We start from the raw sequence: 19,012 nt of genomic DNA, 5'->3' as shown, positions 1-19,012 counted from the left end.
GTTCACAAAATTGGATTAGTCCTTTTTAAGAATTTATTTTTTAAACGTATATTAGTTTTTTGTTTAATCCAATGATGTTGGATTGTAAAATTGTCTACCCTCAAGTCCAAATATACGTTCAGTAAATTGACCTTTTGGTGTTTTTTTATATGCTTTTTCAAACATATTCATTTTTGCATCAATATTGTCGATGAAAAATAAAATTTCCGCTTCTTTCATATGAGGTAGTTTTGGAGAGCCAAATTCCATTTTACCATGATGCGCTAATATCATATGACGTAGTAATAATACCTCTTCACCTTCTATTTTTAATTCACGAGCAGCATCTGCTACTTCATCACTTGCTATAGAAATATGGCCTAACAAATTGCCTTCAACTGTATATGTTGTTGCAACAGGACCACTCAATTCTTTAACTTTACCAAGATCATGTAAAATGATAGAACTATACAACAAGCTACGGTTTAACAGTGGATATATATCACAAATAGATTTTGCGACACGTAACATAGTTAATACGTGATAACTTAGCCCACTTGAAAAATTATGATGATGTGTACTTGCTGCTGGGAATGTAAAAAATTCCGTTTGATATTTGCGCAATAAATGTCTTGTAATACGTTGTAAATTGGCATTCTCAATTTCTAACATGTAATGAGAGACTTCTTCTCTGATTTCTTCTGGTGTCAGCGGCGCGCCATCTACGAAATCATGTATGTTTAAATCAGCTTCATCTGATGCTAATTTAATTTTATTAATTTTCATCTGTTTACGTCCACGATAATTTATAACATCACCAATGACGTGTACAATTTTCTCTGGTTCTAGCACGCGCATATCTTCCTTAGTAGCAGTCCATAATTTGGCTTCGATGTCTCCACTTTTATCTTGAAGATATATCGTCATATAGTCTTTTCCTTGAGCAGTCACACCTTGAGTCGCTTTATGAATCAAGAAATAGTGATCAACTGAATCTCCAGGATTTAATTTTTCTACATTTCTCATTATTTACCGCCTTCCTCAGGTTTATTCAAAGTAATAATTTGTTTTGAAGGCACACTTGTATCTTTGACACATGTAAAGTATAAAATTTGATAATCATTAGGCATTTGTCTTAGATAATTCATCATCGTTTCTTTTCTATGTTTATCAAAATGTACAAATGCATCATCAATAATTACAGGGAATGGATAGTAAGGTTTTAATGTTTTAATTAAACTTAAACGCAATGCGATATAGAGTATTTCTTTAGTAGACTGGCTTAATTCAATTGGTTCGTACATTTGACCATTCACTTGTTTTACCATTAAATCTTCATTCGCATAAGTAACTTGTACATAATTTCCATTTGTCAAATGTGCAAAGATTTCTGTTGCTTCATTTATCACTTGTGGTAAACGCTTGTCTTTAATTTGTTTAATATGTCCTTCCACTAAAGATTGTAAGTAACTGAGACTTGCCCAATCTTTCGCTTCATCGTTCACTCTGTTTTTCAAAATATGGAACTTATGACGTAAATCCGCTAGTGTTTTATCTGTTTCCATATCAGTGATTTTAGCGTTTAAATCACTGACTTCTGATTGCATTTCTAAATATTGGTCATTATAATGATCTACTTGTCTTTCCAACACTTCGTCTTCCTCAGATAATTGTGCATATGTTTTTTGACTTAACATAGAACTAGCTTCGTAATTATAATTTTGATTTTCCAGATATTTTGTTAAATCATTAAAACGATTTAATTGTTGATGATAAGCTTGGTATTGTGCATGTTGATAATAAAATGATTCTTCATCATTTGCACTTACAAAGTTAAATAATTGTGAAATCACATTACTGTTCTCATTTAAACGATGTTTAAGCTGTGATAATTCACTTTCTATTAAAGCGATTTGTTCTTGATTCCTATTCCATTTATCTAAATTCGTTGTTTCTTCTTTTAACCATTGATTTACATCATGAAATAAAGATAACGTGTTAAAAGCCGTAAATTGATTTTGTGTTACTGCTTTTGCATGTTCATAAAATGTATCTAATGCTTGCTGTAACTCAATTTTTTGATCGTTCAATTCAACCGTATGATTGTCATAATCCTTAATTTTATTCATCGTCGCAATACTATCAATAATGAGTTCGTCTGAAATTTTATCAGATAAATGTAATTCATCTTTAATTTGGTTAATCTCATTTTCTGATTTTGAGTATTGGTGCTGAGCCGCTTCTAAATTAGAAGATAAATAATTTGCTTTTTTATCTAATGCTTCTTTCGTTTTAATAGCATTATGAAATTGTTCGCGAATCCTATTTTGATCATCTAAATCAAAATCCAAATTATAATTAGCTTCTAAATCATTTATTTGATGTTGCAAATCTTCAATTTCATTAGAAATTGTTTCACTATGTCCAATCTCTTTCGATTTAACTAAGAAGATGCCTACGATAAATATAAGAGATAGTATTGCAAATACAATACCAAAGACCAAATTAGCAGAAATAAATGAAAAGATTGTTAACCCAATACCAACAACCGCTAATATAATTAAGGCAAATCGGAAGATATTCTGCTTACGTTCATTTTCTTGTTGTTCTTTATCAAATGCTTCTTTCATTTTTTGATATAAATTATTCTTCTCTTGTAGTTCAAACACACGATTGTTATATTGCTTTTTCTTTTCATAATTTTCATCAGACACAATATCTTTTTCTAATGCATCCATCTCAGTTTGATTTGTTTCTTTATCAATTTTACTTTCTTCAATATTGCGTTCTAATTGTTGAATAAAAGCAGTCTGTTCTTGTTTATTTTTAATTTGATTACTTACGTGACTTTTCATTGCATCTGAACTGTCTACTTCATGGTACACATCTTGCCAGCCAATATTAGACTTTAAGCCGGATTTTTCACGTTCTTTATCTTGAATTTCTTTTTCAACTGATTTTAATTCGTATTCTTTTTGTTTAATTTCATTTTCTTGTTGTTGTATATGGTTAAAAGCATCTATATCAGATTGCTTAGGGACATTGATTTTTTCGTTTTCACTTTTTAAGTGTGCTAAACGCTCTTCTCTTAAACCAATATCTCTTTTTAAATTTTGTGTTTGAATTTTTGCAGATTCATAGCGATCGATACCTTGTTCAGGAAATGTGACAGGTTCGATATTTAATTGTGTTTCTAGTGTTTTCCATTCTTGTGTTTGTTCATGTAAAGCTAATTCTTTTTGTTTACGACCATGCATTTTAGACAGTTGATTTAAATTTTGTTTCAAATTTTCTAAACGTCGATTAGCTTTATCTTTATCATCTACTAAACGTTTATAAGAGGATAGCTTTTCTTCTTCTTCGCGAATTTGACGCTCTAATGACTTCAATTCTTCAAGCTGCTGATTAATCATTGGATTTCTACCATTTTTCTTATATAATATTTCTTTTTTATCATTCAAAATTTCACGCATGCTAGTAAATTCTGTTGATCCTAATGCACCAGCTTGAAGTAAATAGTTTTGTAATTGCGTTTCATCCATGTTTTTATGAATATTTTGTAGACCTAATATATCAAATGAAAATATACCTTGGTATGTACGTTTTGAGATAAAATTAAGTTCTTTTTTTAACCAGCTTTCATCTTTAATGGCGCCATTTGGTAGATAAACTTTAACATCTCCAGTTGCCGCACCTTTGATACGCTCAATTTCTATCAAAGAACCATCATCTTGAATCAATGTAAGTTTTCCACCATATTGATTACCTAAACGTGGTTCTAATCGTGGTTCATTTTCTTTCTTAGTTGGAAAACCGAATAGGATAGAATGTATAAATGCCTGTATCGTAGACTTTCCTGACTCATTTTCTCCATATATTTCTGTGAAATGTTCATCAAATTGAATAGTTCTCTGAATAAATCTACCATAACCATATATATCTAATGATTTAATCTTCATTTTATTCCCCCCTCATATCTGATTTTAATAATAATTCAGCTCGTTTAATTAATTCACGACGATCAAAATCATCATAATTTTCTAGGTATTTGGAAGCTTTTGGATTAAGATATAAATCATTCATAGCTTGCTCATAAACTGAATTATCTTCAATCAAATCTGGCGAAAATTCTTTAACAAGGGTCGTTTTATCATCATCTTTATTCATTATTTTTAAATCTTCTATAAACACAAAATTATGCTCGTTTTCTTCATATTCGCTGATCATTTCATGTACTTGCATTAAATCTTGATCAGAAATAATTTCGTCTGAATTGACATGTACTACTAATTGATAAATTGCTTTACCGTCAGCTCTAACTTGTGATTTAAAGCTTTGTATTGCGTCAAATAAGCCTTGTTTTGAAGTCATGTCTGTATCTATTTCAGCTTTCTCAAATCGAATAAACTGGGTTGGCACAAATTTAGCATTTAGATGTAAATCATCTCCCTCTATTAATAGGCAGCCTTTTTCTCCAGTTTCTTTGAAATGACGACCTTGAATATTACCAGGATAATGAATTTGAGGCATATCACTTAGTTGTTGACGCTCGTGTATATGACCAAGTGCCCAATAATGATAAAGTTTATTGTTTAAATCTTCTAATCTAAATTCTGTATAACGGTCTTTTGTGTTCGTTTTGCTATATGTACCATGTAATATACCTATATGGATGCCTTTTTGGCCTTGGCTTGATGGGTATGCATCAAGCTTATTTTCGTAACTCGCTTCATTTTGATAGCTGAAACCATGTAAATATATTTCTTCGCCATTTTTGGTAATTGTTTGATATGTTTCTACATTTTCAGAAAAAACAGAAACGTTCTCTGGCCATTCAGTACCTATAGATGAAGAAAGCGGATCATGATTACCATGACAAAGATAAACAAATATTTGTTCTTTTGATAGTCGTTCAAATTGCTCTTTTAAGAACACTTCAGCACGGAGTGTTCTATTATGACTATCAAATAAATCACCTGCTATAATCATAAAATCTACTTCTTCATTTAACGCTAAATCCACAATTTTTTTGAAACTTTCATAAGCGCTTTTTTGCATATCTTCAAATATCGATTGACTTAAGTAGCTTCTAGACTTAAATGGACTATCTAAATGTAAATCTGCACAATGAATAAATTTAACCATATACTTATAGTTCTCCTTTATTTAAAGGTTTTTATAAAAAGCATGAAAATTAGGCATTCAATTTGAAATTCAAAAATCTGACTCATACCTATGTACATACTAATACCTTGTATCTCTTTATTTTACCACATCGACTATTGTACAGTCGATAAAACAAAAAGCTGAAACATAATATATATGTCTCAGCTTTAAATTCAATATTAACCATAGTTCATCGAATAAAAAATGAACGATTATCCAGCAATTAAAGAACTCATTTATAAGTATCAATTCTTTTGTATATCACTTCTCAATATATTGAGTTTATCATACATATGCTTGAATAAAAGTTCATATATCTCTTTCAATTATGGTTGTGGCCATGCATTGATTTCGAAAATCAATTTTTACATAGCAACACATTAAATATTTTAAATTTTTATAAAAACTTTAGATTACTTTTAAAATTAAACATTCTGATTAATTAATTAGTCAGCGTAAATTTCATCTAAAGGTTTAACAATGATTTGATTAATTTCTTGGAATACTTGGCTCATATTTTGCTCAGCAGCCATTAATTCTGAAATGTTAGAATCATTTTCGATTTTTTGTGCTTGTTCTTGAGCTTTTTGTAATTCCTCTTCACCAATTTCTTCACCTTGCATTTGTTTTTGTTGGAAGTTTAATTGTGTTTCACGGAATTCATCAAAAAGTGCTTTTGATTCATCATTTTCTTTTACTTTAGCATAAGCTTTTTGAATTGCTTGATATTCATCACTTTCTCTTAAAGCTTGTTCTAATTGATTTGCATGATCGTATAAATTTACTGCCACTGTGCTTCACTCCTTTATTTGTATATGTGTTATAACCACATCGATATTACAATAACATAATTTAATATGTTATACAAAAATTGCAATCACACCTTGTAATAAGCCTATGATGCCGCCTAATAAAAAGCCTAAAAGCATAATTAATTTCAACTCTTTATTTGCAATATCTATGATTAAGCGTTCAATATATGCTAAATCAAATGAATTTATTTGTTCTTCAACCATTTGTCTTAGGTTGATTTTTTTCATAATTGGAGAAATATGTTTAGAACCTTTATCAATAATCAATTCTGTGAGTTGTTTTGAAATTTTTGTTTCTAAGAATTTTATAAATTCTGGCATTACTTCTTTCAATGGTCGATTCGATATACTATCTATGTTTGCATAGTTCATAACTAAATCAGTAACTGTTACCTTGAGTGAGTCAAATTGATCTTCATTGATGATTTCTGCTAGCGTCTTTGATTTAAATGTTGCGTATTCATTTTCAACAATCTGCTTTGCAATTGCTTTAGCTTTAGGATGATTAGTTAATCTAATCAATTCATGTTGTATTCGATCTGCAATGCTTTCTCTAGTCATAAACATCTGTAGCAAACCTACGATTTTACCTTTCTCGTTAAAGAAAGTATCTAACATTGATGCTATATCAGCAGCGCCTTTTTCTGATTTAAGATAGACGCGTGCACGTTCAAACAATAATTCTGGTACTCCATCTACCTTTGCATCAATATTCTCTTCAATATCTGAAGGAATCAGTTGATTTATAGGGGTTTCTTTATGTTCAGCATAATATTGTTCTAATTTATTATTGATAACTGAATACATTTTATCATTAGTAACCTGTACAACATCAACATCGAAACTTTTCGTTAACGATCGAATCGTCATATGATCTGCTTTTAATTTTTGGATCTGTTTTAAGATTAGTGATTCGATTGCTTCTCTTGATTTAGGTGCATTTAATTTTGACTTAATTAACGTTTCAGTCAATAAGTGTTCTTCAATGACTTGTCCAATTTTATCTGCAATTTCTGTTCTTCTTTTTGGTATTAATCCAGGTGTAAAAGGAATTCGTTTATTAAAAATATAATAAGTTTTAAACGGATGAAATAACATTCTTACAGCAATTACATTTGTGACGCCACCTATTATTGCTCCAATAATCATCATCGCTATAATTATTAAAAAAGCGTGCATAATTAATTCTCCTTCAAATAAAATTTGTTATAAACTGAAGGTACAATCATATCAGTCATTTTTACATTGTATAACATATATCAAGAAAATGTGTATACTATTTATTATTTTTCATAAACAAAATTGCTTGGCAGCAATCACTATGAGTACATTCAATTTGAATTAGTAAAAATACAGAAATAAAAAAAGAGCGATTTAGAAATCAATCAACATTTGATTTCCCGTGTTCGCTCTTACACTGATGTATTCTTTTTATCATGGGTCAAAAACTGAATCAACTTACCTATTAAGTTCGGTTCATTTGTTCATGACCGATTTCAATTAAACTATAGTGACTAAACCATTCAATATATAAGCCATAACTTCATTAGTTAATGTTATAAATAATGATTCTTCTATCACAAAATGCATTTATTTATACGTGCATTAATTCTTCTTTTGAAACTCTACCAAAATATGTTTCAGCTTCTCTTAATTTAGAAGTACCAAAAATAGGTTGTGTTTCCTGATTTAGTACACGGTAGATATCACTTACTTTATTGCTTTGTAAAATATAGCCGTTACGAGTATCAACTGTGTTCCAATATATATCACTAGTTGTAGAATGATTTGGATACGCACAATGGTTACGTGAAATTGTTTGTACCATTTCTAATGGGTCGCAACCAAAAGTACTATTTAGAACATCAGAATCTCTAAACAATGCACAAATTGACACACATGTTGTCCAGTTAGGCAATACTCTCTCTTTTTCAATTTGTACTAATGTCTTTTTTGAAAGACCAATCGTTTGTGCCATTGTATCTTGCGTGTACCCCGCCTCAATACGCACCATTTTAAATTTTGTTTGAATTAAATCTGTAAAACTCTGTCTATCCATTACTTTAATCTACCTTTCATAAAAGAATATTTTATCCGGACACAAGAAATTGCAATAATACACGTTTCTTGAAACACAAATTACATCTTAATACAATTTGCGATAAAATAAAAGAGCGAAATGATATTTTCATTGTTTTTTATTATTTGCGAAATTATCTAAATAATCAATCTTATATCCTATAATTAACTTAAACACTTATACCACTTTTATTGTAAGCGCATAACAAGCGTGAAATGTGATTATATTTTTCACTTATTACTCTTTTGATATAAAAACACTATTCATTATTATATCTTAATTTTTCCCTTTTGGCATATACTTTGCCTTAAATAATTGAAAATGATCATTTATTTACTTTTTTCAGAATTTTCATTATAATCAGGGTTACTTTAATAATTGAGGTGTAAAAGATGACAGAGAAATATATATTACTTGCAACTTGTACAGATAAAGTCGGTATTACTTCATTAATCACTAATAAAATTGCTCAATATGATTCTAATATTCTACATTTAGATCATTTTACAGAATATGACCATTCACCAAATGCTACTGGTCAATTATACTTGAGATTAGAATTTGAAAATGTACCATCATTGAAAGAAGATTTAGAAACAACGTTGCAAACACATCAAATAGATTTTAAACTCTTTGATAATCAACAACATACAAAAATAGCACTTTTTGTTTCTAAGGAAGATCATGCTTTCAACGAAATTTTATTACGTGTTAACAGAAATGAATTGCCTGCCGAAATTGTGTGCATCGTTAGTAATCATGAAAACAATAGACAATTCGCAGAAACGCTTCATATCCCTTTTTATTACATACCGAGCAACGAAGATAAAGAAATCGTGGAAAGAAAAATACTAGATGTTTGTTCTGAACATCAAGTTGAACTCATCGTGTTAGCAAAATATATGCAAATCCTATCCGATCATTTTGTCAGTCACTATCCAAACCAAATCATCAATATTCATCACTCATTCCTACCATCATTTATAGGTGCAAATCCTTATAAACAAGCATGGGAACGCGGTGTCAAATTAGTTGGAGCAACAAGTCATTATGTTACTTCTGACTTGGATGAGGGCCCTATTATAGATCAAGACGTTATACGAATTAATCATCGGTACAATGTACAAGATTTACGTAAAATTGGTCGGCATGTTGAATCAAGTGTGTTAGCTCAAGCTGTAGAATATCATGTGCTCCATAAGGTGATTGTGACTGCAAATAGTAAGACAATAGTTTTTAATTAATCTTCATAAAAAAACCTGAGATAGCTTTTTGCGCTGATCACAATTTGTGGGAATAAAATAAAAACACTTCCGTTGAATTCATTTAAAATGAAAAATACGGAGGTGTTTTTTCTATGAAAAGAGTTGCTTACTCATTAGAAATCAAAAATAAAGCTATAGAAATGAAAATTGAAGGTTACTGTACAAGCGAAATTACGGAAACATTAAACATTAGGAACAGTGCACAAGTGAAAACTTGGTAAAAATGGTAAAACTCATAGATTCTACCAACAAGTTGGTAAACAGTATTCATATGGTAAGAATATTGAATAAATAAATAATGAAGAAAAGTTAAGAATAGAAAACAGAGGCAAAAAGCTGAAATTGATGTTTTAAAAAGTACAAGAAATTGGAAGGGAAGTTGAGCCAAAAATATTATACAAGTCGTTGAATCATTGAAATTGAGATATTCAGTTAAACTTGTATTAAAAGTATTTAATATTTCAAAATCAACTTATTATCGTTAGAAAGACAAATGTAATGAAGTTAATTCAACTACAGAAGAGATTAAATTTATTCGTCTAACTTATCACATTATAAATAAAAGCACTTATAAAATAATATAAGTGCCTAAATCAAGTTTAATTAGAATGCTGATTATTATCTTTTTTAAAATTATATATGCATGATGCAATACCTAAGCCAAGTACTAAAATTATAAGAATATACACTAAATAATTATCTGTTTGTATATAAAACTTAAATAAAGCAAAGCTTAGAAATGCAACTATGAAATAAACTGGTATGAATTTCTTAGACCAAAATATAGAATTTTCCATATCAATTCTCCTAATAATTATTTAGAAACAAGATGCAGCAGCTCCAGTAGCAGCTCCAGAAACGCCACCTACAATTCCACCAGCAACCGTACCAATTCCAGGTACCGCTGAACCGACTCCTGCTCCACCTAGTCCGCCAGTGCCTGTTCCACCAGCTGTGCCTAGAGTACATTTTGCCCATCCTTCTTTTTGATTCTTATCTAAAACTTGTATATCATATCCATCTTTTGTTTCTTTGTATTTTAATACTACGTCTTTATCATCTTTATCTTTTGCTTCTGTAGGTAACTCTTCAGTTTTACCATTTTAATCTTTTAAAGTTACTACGCCGTTGTCATCTTGAGTACTTGTAACACCGTCACTTTCTTTAATTTGCAATGTGCTCTCGTTAGGCTGACTTAATTTTACATTATCTTTACTTTCAGACGCTTCTGCATTATTAAAAATGCTCAGTAATGAAATAATTAATGCTCCAATAATTATACTTACTATACTTTTACTTATTCCTGATTCTACTGTAATGATAAATAAAAACCTCTTACTATTTTGTTACAACAATATTACAAAATCATTGCAACTTGGATACAACATTATCAGAAAAATTTGAAAATAAAAGAGTTTTTTAAAAATTCTTTTTATTTTTTATTTATCTAATCATTTATATTTATTATTTTTGATCCATGTAATTAAATGATTATCTTCTTACAAACTCAAAATCTCATATGAATTACTCATTTATTATTAAACACATTTGCTAAACTGCTATGTTTAGCTTTTTCTATTACATCTTAACTAAAGATACACTTTTAAAACTGTGCTATAACAGACCTATAACACACCTTAAGTGTATTACTTTTTAATACAGATTCCAAAAGCTTTCACATTTTAGATTAAAATTATTCAAAAACTTTGTGATTTTTTTAACAAAACAAATGATATAATTATTGTGAAAAAAATAACATACTTTTGGAGGTAATGATATGTTAAAAGAAAATAATATGCAATCCACAGCATGGAATGATTTTAAAAAAGGTCGCTGGCAACATCATGTAGATGTAAGAGAATTTATTCAACTAAATTACACATTGTACGAAGGTGATGATCAATTTTTAGAAAGTCCTACAAAGGCAACAACTAAACTTTGGGAGCAAGTCATGCAATTGTCTAAAGAAGAACGTGATCGCGGTGGTATGTGGGACATGGATACAAAGATCCCTTCTACCATCACTTCTCACGAGGCAGGTTATCTAAATAAAGAATTAGAAAGCATAGTAGGTGTCCAAACCGATAAACCATTCAAACGTTCGATGCAACCTTTTGGTGGTATTCGTATGGCCAAAGCAGCTTGTGAAGCGTATGGTTATGATTTAAATAGTGAAACTGAAAAAATATTTACTGACTATCGTAAAACGCATAACCAAGGAGTATTCGATGCATACTCTAAAGAGATGTTAAATTGCAGAAAGGCTGGAATCATTACTGGACTTCCAGATGCGTACGGCCGTGGACGTATTATTGGAGATTATCGCAGAATCGCTTTATATGGTGTAGACTTCCTAATGCAGAAAAAAATGGAAGATTTCAACAATATGTCTAAAGAAATGTCAGAAGATGTCATCCGATTACGCGAAGAATTGTCTGAACAATACCGAGCATTAAATGAATTAAAAACATTAGGTAATATTTATGGATTTGACTTAAGTCGCCCAGCCTATAACTTTAAAGAAGCAGTACAATGGTTGTACTTAGCATATTTAGCCGCAATTAAAGAACAAAACGGTGCAGCTATGAGCTTAGGTCGTACTTCAACATTTTTAGATATCTATGCTGAAAGAGATTTAAACAATGGATTGATTACAGAACGTGAAGTGCAAGAAATCATAGACCACTTTATTATGAAATTACGTATCGTAAAATTCGCTCGAACACCTGACTATAATGAGTTATTCTCTGGTGACCCTACTTGGGTAACAGAATCTATCGGTGGTGTAGGTATTGATGGACGTGCATTAGTAACTAAAAACTCATTCCGATTCTTACATTCACTAGATAATTTAGGTCCAGCACCCGAACCAAATCTCACAGTATTATGGTCAGTTCGCCTACCTGACAATTTTAAAACATATTGCGCAAAAATGAGTATTAAAACAAGTGCAATTCAATACGAAAATGATGACTTAATGAGAGAATCTTATGGTGATGATTATGGTATTGCATGTTGTGTATCTGCTATGACAATTGGTAAACAAATGCAATTTTTTGGTGCTCGTGCTAATTTAGCAAAAACATTATTATATGCGATTAATGGAGGAGTAGATGAAAAATCAGGACGACAAGTTGGGCCTGCTTATGAAAGTATAAAAACAGAAGTCCTAGAATATGATGAAGTATTTGAAAAATTTGATAAAATGATGGATTGGTTAGCTGGAGTATATATTAATTCACTTAATATTATTCATTATATGCATGATAAATATAGCTATGAACGTATAGAAATGGCATTACACGATACAAATATCATTAGAACAATGGCTACAGGTATAGCTGGTCTTTCTGTTGCTGCAGATTCATTATCTGCAATCAAATATGCAAAAGTAAAACCTATTCGAGATGAAAACGGTATTGTTACAGATTTTGAAATTGAAGGTGATTTCCCTAAATATGGCAATAATGACGCACGTGTCGATGATTTAGCAATTGACCTTGTAGAACGCTTTATGACAAAATTACGTAGTCATAAAACTTATCGTAATTCAGAACATACAATGAGTGTATTAACGATAACATCAAATGTTGTATATGGTAAGAAGACTGGAAATACACCAGATGGACGTAAAGCTGGAGAACCATTTGCACCAGGTGCAAACCCTATGCATGGACGCGACCAAAAAGGCGCACTTTCTTCACTAAGTACCGTAGCAAAAATACCTTATGATTGTTGTAAAGATGGTATTTCTAACACATTTAGCATCGTTCCAAAATCACTTGGCAAGGAAAGTAATGATCAATGTAAAAATCTCACAAGTATGTTGGATGGCTATGCTATGCAACACGGACATCACTTAAACATTAATGTATTTAATAGAGAAACACTATTAGATGCAATGGAACATCCAGAAGCATATCCACAATTAACGATTCGTGTTTCTGGTTATGCCGTTAACTTTATTAAATTAACACGAGAACAACAATTAGATGTTATTTCACGTACTTTCCATGAAAAAATGTAATTTGAATTTAAGGTGGCCTATATATGTTAAAAGGACATTTACATTCTGTTGAAAGTTTGGGTACCGTTGATGGTCCAGGATTACGCTATATTTTATTTACCCAAGGTTGTTTACTAAGATGTTTATACTGTCATAATCCTGATACTTGGAAAATAAATGACTATACACGCGCAGTTACAGTTGATGAAATGGTAAACGAAATAATACCTTTTAAACCATATTTTGATGCATCAAATGGAGGTGTTACAGTAAGTGGTGGTGAGCCTTTACTACAAATTAAATTCTTAACCGCCCTATTTCAATCGTTAAAAAAATACGATATTCATACCTGTATAGATACATCGGCTGGTACAGCGAAAAATACACCCACTTTTGAAAAACAATTAGATGCTTTATTAAAATATACAGACTTAATATTATTAGATATTAAGCATATTGATAATGCTAAACATAAGAAATTAACTGGCCAACCTAATACTCATATATTAAACTTTGCTAAAACACTTTCACGTAAAGGACAGCCTGTTTGGATAAGACATGTACTAGTGCCAGGTCTTACAGATGATAAACAAGATTTAATACGGTTAGGTGAATTTATAAATTCACTCGATAACGTTGAGCGCTTTGAAATACTGCCATATCACCAACTCGGTGTCCATAAATGGCAATCACTAGGTTTACCTTATGCTTTAGAGCATATAACAGCACCTACCGAGGCTGAAGTAAAACAAGATTATCAATATGTAAATTTTAAAGGTTACACCCCTAATTAACTTTATTACGACAGGTTAAATTTATCGTGCTTATTAAAATGTAGTACATCTAAAAAGTAGTGCATTGATATCATTTGAAATATAGATATCATTCACTACTTTTATTTTTGTTACTGAACATGAAATTGAATAATATTTTTCAAAATGATATATTAACAGAAACAAATTTTAAGGGGATGTTTCTTTGAATAATCATACTTCAACAAAACTAATTTCTACCAGTGCTTCTATGAAATTTATTAATGCTCAAATGATTCCAGGCCTTTTGACATTGTATAATGATAAAATTACGTTTAAAGCAAAAGGAGTAATTGAAAATCATGAAATCAAAAGTTTATTCCCATTTGATGAACTTCAAAGTGTTAAATTTGGTCTATCCTTAACCCCTTTTAGAATAACTATTATGGAAGCAGACGGAGAGCCTTGGCTTTTTGACCAGGTTCCAAGAAAAGATGGTAAGAAATTTGTAGAGTTGTATAATGTACTTCTTTCTGAATAAGTAACTCATTAGGTTAATCTTAAACTAAGCTATCATTGTGATGGTTTAGTTTTTTTAGATAGACAAATACTTTTATAAATCAACATCTATTTTACAACACTTCTCATGTGTATCAACTAAAAAAAGAGTAGCCAAAACATATAAATGTTAGAGCCACTCTCAGATTTTAAATTCCTTATATTTATGTCTATTATTTTATTAACTTTCATTTCTAGCAGCTAATTTTTTATCTTCAGCTTTTGAAATGATAAGTGCACAAGCAGCATCACCTGTAATATTGACAGATGTTCGTGTCATATCCAATAACCTATCAATACCTAAAATAATACCAATTGCAGCTGGATCTAATCCAACGGCATTTAAAACCATTGCTAACATAATCAGTCCAACCCCAGGTACGCCAGCTGTACCAATAGATGCTACAACAGCGATGACCACAACAGTAATAATTTGCATAAATGACAGCTCTACACCTGAGATTTGTGCAATAAATATTGTTGCAACACCTTGCATGATTGCCGTTCCATCCATGTTTATCGTAGCAGCGAGAGGTTGTACAAAAGATGCTACTTCAGGTCTAACACCCATATTTTTTGTACATTTAAGTGATACTGGTAAGGTTGCAGTGGAACTCGATGCACTAAAACCAAGTGTAATTGCAGGTAGAAATCCCTTAAAGAACTTTAGTGGACTTGATTTAGCCATAAATTTCACCGCTGAACCATATACAACGAAGAAATGGATAAATAGCGCTAGAAGCACTATAAAGAAATACATACCAAGTTGTTGGATAGCTCCAAATCCTGCCCCTGTAAATGCATGAGCAACAAGACCAAACGTACCAATAGGCGCAAATACACTCATGATCATCGTCACTATATACATTAAAACTTCGTTGGTTTGCTCAAATAACCGGTGTACCGCTTCTGCTTTCGAACCAACCATTATCAAACCAACCCCTATGAAAATGGCAAATGTAATAATTTGCAACATATTTTCTTCACTCATGGCTTGTAATGGATTTTTAGGAAAAAGATTAATCAGTGTTTGATCAAAAGATTGCTTTGCAGCAGAACTTTGTGAATTATCTTCTTTATCTAATGTTTTTTGATAACTTGAAACATCTTCACTTTTTAATAAATCTGATTTCCCTTCCCCCGGTTGTAAAACTAAAGCTAAAGTAATCCCAATAATAATAGCTATTGCAGTAGTGGTTAAAAAGAAGCTAATCGTTTTCAAACCAATACCACCTAGTAATTTAGGATCGCCCACACCTACTACACCTAACACAATTGAAACAAACACAACTGGCACCACTAACATGAAAATTAAATTCAGAAAAATTTGCCCAATAACATTGAAGACATATTTATCAACGTTGACTACAAAACTTGATTGCGCAAACGTGTTAAGTATGGAGCCTATTGCTATACCGAGAATTAACGCTATAACAATTTTCAATGAAAGATTTTTAGTCTTCATAATAACATCCCCTTTATGTTTATTAGATATAGTATATAGTAATATTATACATTTTGAAACAAAAGTATATATCGAATAAAAAAATGCTATGTAAAATAATATTTACATAACATCTAATATATTATATAAGATTATTCTGCATAGCATAAATAGCGGCTTGTGTACGATCGGATACTTGCAATTTAGCAAATATGTGACTGACATGTGTTTTAACAGTTTTTTCTGAGACAAATAAAGTTTCCGCAATTTCTTTATTTGTTTTACCCTTTGCCATTTCTGTCAATACTTCAGATTCACGTTTTGAAAGTTTGTTTGTATAATGCGGTTTACTGCTTACAGATTCCATAACACTTTGGGCTTGTGGATGGATAACTTTTTCACCTGACAATACGTTCTTAATTGTTTTAATTAACTTCTCAGGTTCAACATCTTTCATTTCATAACCATCAGCGCCTTTATCAGTTGCAGAAATTACATGTTCATCATCTACATAACTGGTTAGCACTAATATTTTTACTTCTGGATACTTTTGTTTCATAATTTCAGTGATTTCTATACCATTCATATTGGGCATCACTAAATCTAATAATACAATATCGGGTAAATCATGCGCTTCCAAATAACTTAAAAATGATTTGCCATCTGAAAAACCTTTAACAACCTCTATATCATCAACTGTTGATAATAGAAATTCTAAACCTTGTCTTACGATATGGTGATCATCTACCAAAATGATTCGATTCATCTTGACCTTCCTTTCGAAACTTTAAAGTGGTATTGAAATATAAATTTTTGTACCTTTGTTTGGTTCACCTTCAATTGTCAATTTGCCACTTATCTGTTTAGTCCTTTGTTTCATATTATTCAAACCATGCGAGTGATAAAGATTTGATTTATGCTTATCAAAACCTTTGCCAAAATCAGAGATTGTTACCAATAAATAATTGTCCGCTTGAACTAAATCTAATCGAACTTGAGTGGTTTCACTATGTTTTTTTGTATTATTCATTGCTTCTTGAACAATCCTATAAACATTTTCCTCTATTTGACTTGGAAGTTTAATTAAACCATCTACTTTAACAATTAACTCTAACTGTAATAACTCACTATACTGTTTTAGCGCACTAACTAATCCTTGTTCTAAACCAACGGGTTTTAATTGCCAAATTAAAGCTCTCATTTCATTTACTGCTTGCTGGCTTGTATCTTCAATCACTTGGAATGCTTTACGAGAAACATTTTCTTGTGTCATCCCTAATGCTGCGTGAGCTGTCAATTTAACAGAAAAAAGCATTTGGTTTACTGAATCATGTAAATCTCTAGCTAATCTATTACGTTCACTAATACGCGCAGCTTCTTTTTCTTGATCGGTTAAGAGAATCCTTTTTATTGCAGATCCGATTTGCAATGCAACAGATTCTAATAACTCTAAGTTTTCTGCACTATATCTCCTTGTATAAGGTGTTGCAACATTGAGTAATCCAAATTGTTCTTCACCAGACCTTAACGGAACAGTAGCATGATGTGTAATACCGTCAGTTTCTTCATGATAAGCTCGATTTGCTAAATTAATTCTCGAGCAATTTATGATATTTGAAGCCTTCGTTAACCTTTTATTTTGATATGCTTGAACACACCAACACGTACCCTTTCGCATATATTCACAATGATTATTTTCCAATGCTCCTGGTAAACCATTATATGATACGAGTTCATGTTGCCCCACATCATCAATGAAAAAAATCCAGCCTGTAGTAAATTCACTACCATCAATTAACGATTTTAATGCGCCTTGTAGCATACTATATGTTTCTGTCTCTTCATTTAAAAATTCAGCAATTTCTTTTAATAATGCTAATCTTGTCGGTTTTTCCATTTAACCAGTCCATTCTTTAACAACACTATTTACATACATTATACAAGTTTGTATAGCATTTAAAAATAGATAAATAATTCCTTTTTACTTGAATTAAAACAATGTAAAAAATTATTAAATCAATCTCAAGGTCTAATATTTTTAACAGCGTGTTTATGGTATGATAATAATTGGTTAAAGAGGAGGATATTATGAAATTTCAAATCCCAGAAAATTATAATACATTAACACTAAGAGAAATTTTCCAGCAATTACAATTACCAAAAAAAGATTTACACAATTTAAATATGTCAAAAGAGATTAAAATCAATGATATAAATGCAAAACTCACGTCACAAGTACAAACAGGCGATCAAGTTTACATTCCAACACCAGAAGAAAAAAGTAATTATTTACCAAGTTATCGATATGCTCAAATTTATTATGAAGACAATGATTTAGCAATTGTTATGAAGCCTAAAGGGGTTAAAACACATCCTAATGATTTAAAAGAAAGTAATACATTAATGAATCATGTGATATATACAATCAATAGTGACTATGCAGAACCGATACATCGCTTAGATCAAGAAACTGTAGGCTTATTAATTGTTGCTAAAAATCCTTTAATGAAAAAAATCCTAGACCGTATGTTAGAAGAAAATAAAATTGACCGTATCTATAAAGCAAAGGTACATAGCTTATTACCAATTAAACCACAAACCATTGATGCGCCTATTGGTAAAGATAAATTTCATTCGAACAAACGCCGAGTATCTACAACAGGACAATCTGCCATTACACACATATTATCTTCGAATATGGTCAAAGAAAATGTTTGTGAAGTCGATTTGAAATTGGACACAGGTCGAACACACCAAATTCGTGTGCATTTAGCAGAAATAGGACATCCTGTTATCGGAGATCCATTATACGGTGATTCAACTTTAAGACAACTGCAATTGAACAGTTATAAAATTGAATTTATTCACCCATTAACACAAGAAAAAATATCAGTTAGTTTAGATGATGAAATTTAAAAGAGATAGGTTTAATTTTCAATTCTCTCTATAG

At 30.8% G+C, this 19,012-nt stretch carries 16 protein-coding genes; 6 read left to right on the top strand and 10 right to left on the bottom strand.

All coding sequences use genetic code 11. The features are described 5' to 3' along the window. Positions 1-63: 63 nt before the first annotated feature. From yhaM to xdrA, 6 genes are all read right to left on the bottom strand, one after another. A complete protein-coding gene (gene yhaM / locus NST87_RS05160) occupies positions 64-1,005 on the bottom strand; it encodes a 3'-5' exoribonuclease YhaM (RefSeq protein WP_019468130.1) in 942 nt (313 codons plus the stop codon). Next, positions 1,005-3,938 (bottom strand): ATP-binding protein, encoded by a 2,934-nt coding sequence (locus NST87_RS05155; RefSeq protein ID WP_340721370.1) that lies wholly within the window; start codon positions 3,936-3,938, stop codon positions 1,005-1,007. The genes yhaM and NST87_RS05155 overlap by 1 nt, the downstream gene beginning before the upstream one ends. Position 3,939: 1 nt before the next feature. Continuing rightward, positions 3,940-5,124: a metallophosphoesterase family protein gene (locus tag NST87_RS05150; protein ID WP_019468128.1), complete on the bottom strand. Its 1,185-nt coding sequence runs from the start codon at positions 5,122-5,124 to the stop codon at positions 3,940-3,942. Between the two features lie 467 nt (positions 5,125-5,591). Continuing rightward, a complete protein-coding gene (locus tag NST87_RS05145; RefSeq protein ID WP_019468127.1) occupies positions 5,592-5,936 on the bottom strand; it encodes a YlbF/YmcA family competence regulator in 345 nt (114 codons plus the stop codon). A 69-nt stretch (positions 5,937-6,005) separates the two neighbouring features. Continuing rightward, positions 6,006-7,136 (bottom strand): DUF445 domain-containing protein, encoded by a 1,131-nt coding sequence (locus NST87_RS05140; RefSeq protein WP_019468126.1) that lies wholly within the window; start codon positions 7,134-7,136, stop codon positions 6,006-6,008. Positions 7,137-7,551: 415 nt separating this feature from the next. Then, entirely contained in the window at positions 7,552-8,016 is a 465-nt protein-coding gene (gene xdrA, locus NST87_RS05135) for an XRE family transcriptional regulator XdrA (protein ID WP_019468125.1), read from the bottom strand. A gap of 413 nt (positions 8,017-8,429) precedes the next feature. Here xdrA and purU point away from each other — a divergent pair, with 413 nt between their 5' ends. Both purU and NST87_RS05125 read left to right on the top strand, forming a co-directional pair. Continuing rightward, positions 8,430-9,281, top strand: a complete 852-nt coding sequence (purU, locus tag NST87_RS05130) for a formyltetrahydrofolate deformylase (protein WP_019468124.1) — start codon at positions 8,430-8,432, stop codon at positions 9,279-9,281. 113 nt (positions 9,282-9,394) lie between these two features. Then, positions 9,395-9,523 carry a hypothetical protein gene (locus tag NST87_RS05125; protein ID WP_019468123.1) on the top strand — a complete coding sequence of 43 codons (129 nt, stop codon included), beginning with the start codon at positions 9,395-9,397 and terminating at the stop codon, positions 9,521-9,523. Between the two features lie 378 nt (positions 9,524-9,901). On the opposite strand, the gene NST87_RS05120 is transcribed toward NST87_RS05125, so the two are convergent. Beyond that, positions 9,902-10,099: a hypothetical protein gene (locus NST87_RS05120; RefSeq protein WP_019468122.1), complete on the bottom strand. Its 198-nt coding sequence runs from the start codon at positions 10,097-10,099 to the stop codon at positions 9,902-9,904. A gap of 980 nt (positions 10,100-11,079) precedes the next feature. Here NST87_RS05120 and pflB point away from each other — a divergent pair. The 3 genes from pflB (at position 11,080) to NST87_RS05105 (ending at position 14,601) form a co-directional block, all read left to right on the top strand. After that, positions 11,080-13,329: a formate C-acetyltransferase gene (gene pflB, locus NST87_RS05115; RefSeq protein ID WP_019468121.1), complete on the top strand. Its 2,250-nt coding sequence runs from the start codon at positions 11,080-11,082 to the stop codon at positions 13,327-13,329. A 23-nt stretch (positions 13,330-13,352) separates the two neighbouring features. Further along, positions 13,353-14,102 (top strand): pyruvate formate-lyase-activating protein, encoded by a 750-nt coding sequence (pflA, locus tag NST87_RS05110; protein ID WP_019468120.1) that lies wholly within the window; start codon positions 13,353-13,355, stop codon positions 14,100-14,102. 184 nt (positions 14,103-14,286) lie between these two features. After that, positions 14,287-14,601 (top strand): hypothetical protein, encoded by a 315-nt coding sequence (locus tag NST87_RS05105; RefSeq protein ID WP_019468119.1) that lies wholly within the window; start codon positions 14,287-14,289, stop codon positions 14,599-14,601. Positions 14,602-14,799: 198 nt separating this feature from the next. Here the strand turns inward: NST87_RS05105 and NST87_RS05100 are convergent, their stop codons facing one another. The 3 genes from NST87_RS05100 to NST87_RS05090 form a co-directional block, all read right to left on the bottom strand. Next, a complete protein-coding gene (locus NST87_RS05100; protein ID WP_019468118.1) occupies positions 14,800-16,083 on the bottom strand; it encodes a dicarboxylate/amino acid:cation symporter in 1,284 nt (427 codons plus the stop codon). Positions 16,084-16,204: 121 nt separating this feature from the next. Next, the gene (locus tag NST87_RS05095; RefSeq protein WP_019468117.1) at positions 16,205-16,828 is read right to left on the bottom strand and encodes a response regulator; all 624 of its coding nucleotides are present in this window, start codon (positions 16,826-16,828) and stop codon (positions 16,205-16,207) included. Between the two features lie 21 nt (positions 16,829-16,849). Then, positions 16,850-17,959: a GAF domain-containing sensor histidine kinase gene (locus tag NST87_RS05090; protein ID WP_019468116.1), complete on the bottom strand. Its 1,110-nt coding sequence runs from the start codon at positions 17,957-17,959 to the stop codon at positions 16,850-16,852. Between the two features lie 191 nt (positions 17,960-18,150). Here NST87_RS05090 and NST87_RS05085 point away from each other — a divergent pair, with 191 nt between their 5' ends. Beyond that, on the top strand, positions 18,151-18,978 hold the full coding sequence (locus NST87_RS05085; protein WP_019468115.1) for an RluA family pseudouridine synthase: 828 nt from the start codon (positions 18,151-18,153) through the stop codon (positions 18,976-18,978). Positions 18,979-19,012 lie beyond the last annotated feature (34 nt).

The organism is Staphylococcus sp. FSL W8-0271 (genome assembly GCF_038006605.1).
Taxonomy (GTDB): domain Bacteria; phylum Bacillota; class Bacilli; order Staphylococcales; family Staphylococcaceae; genus Staphylococcus; species Staphylococcus cohnii.
This window is presented reverse-complemented; position numbering and strand designations above follow the sequence as displayed.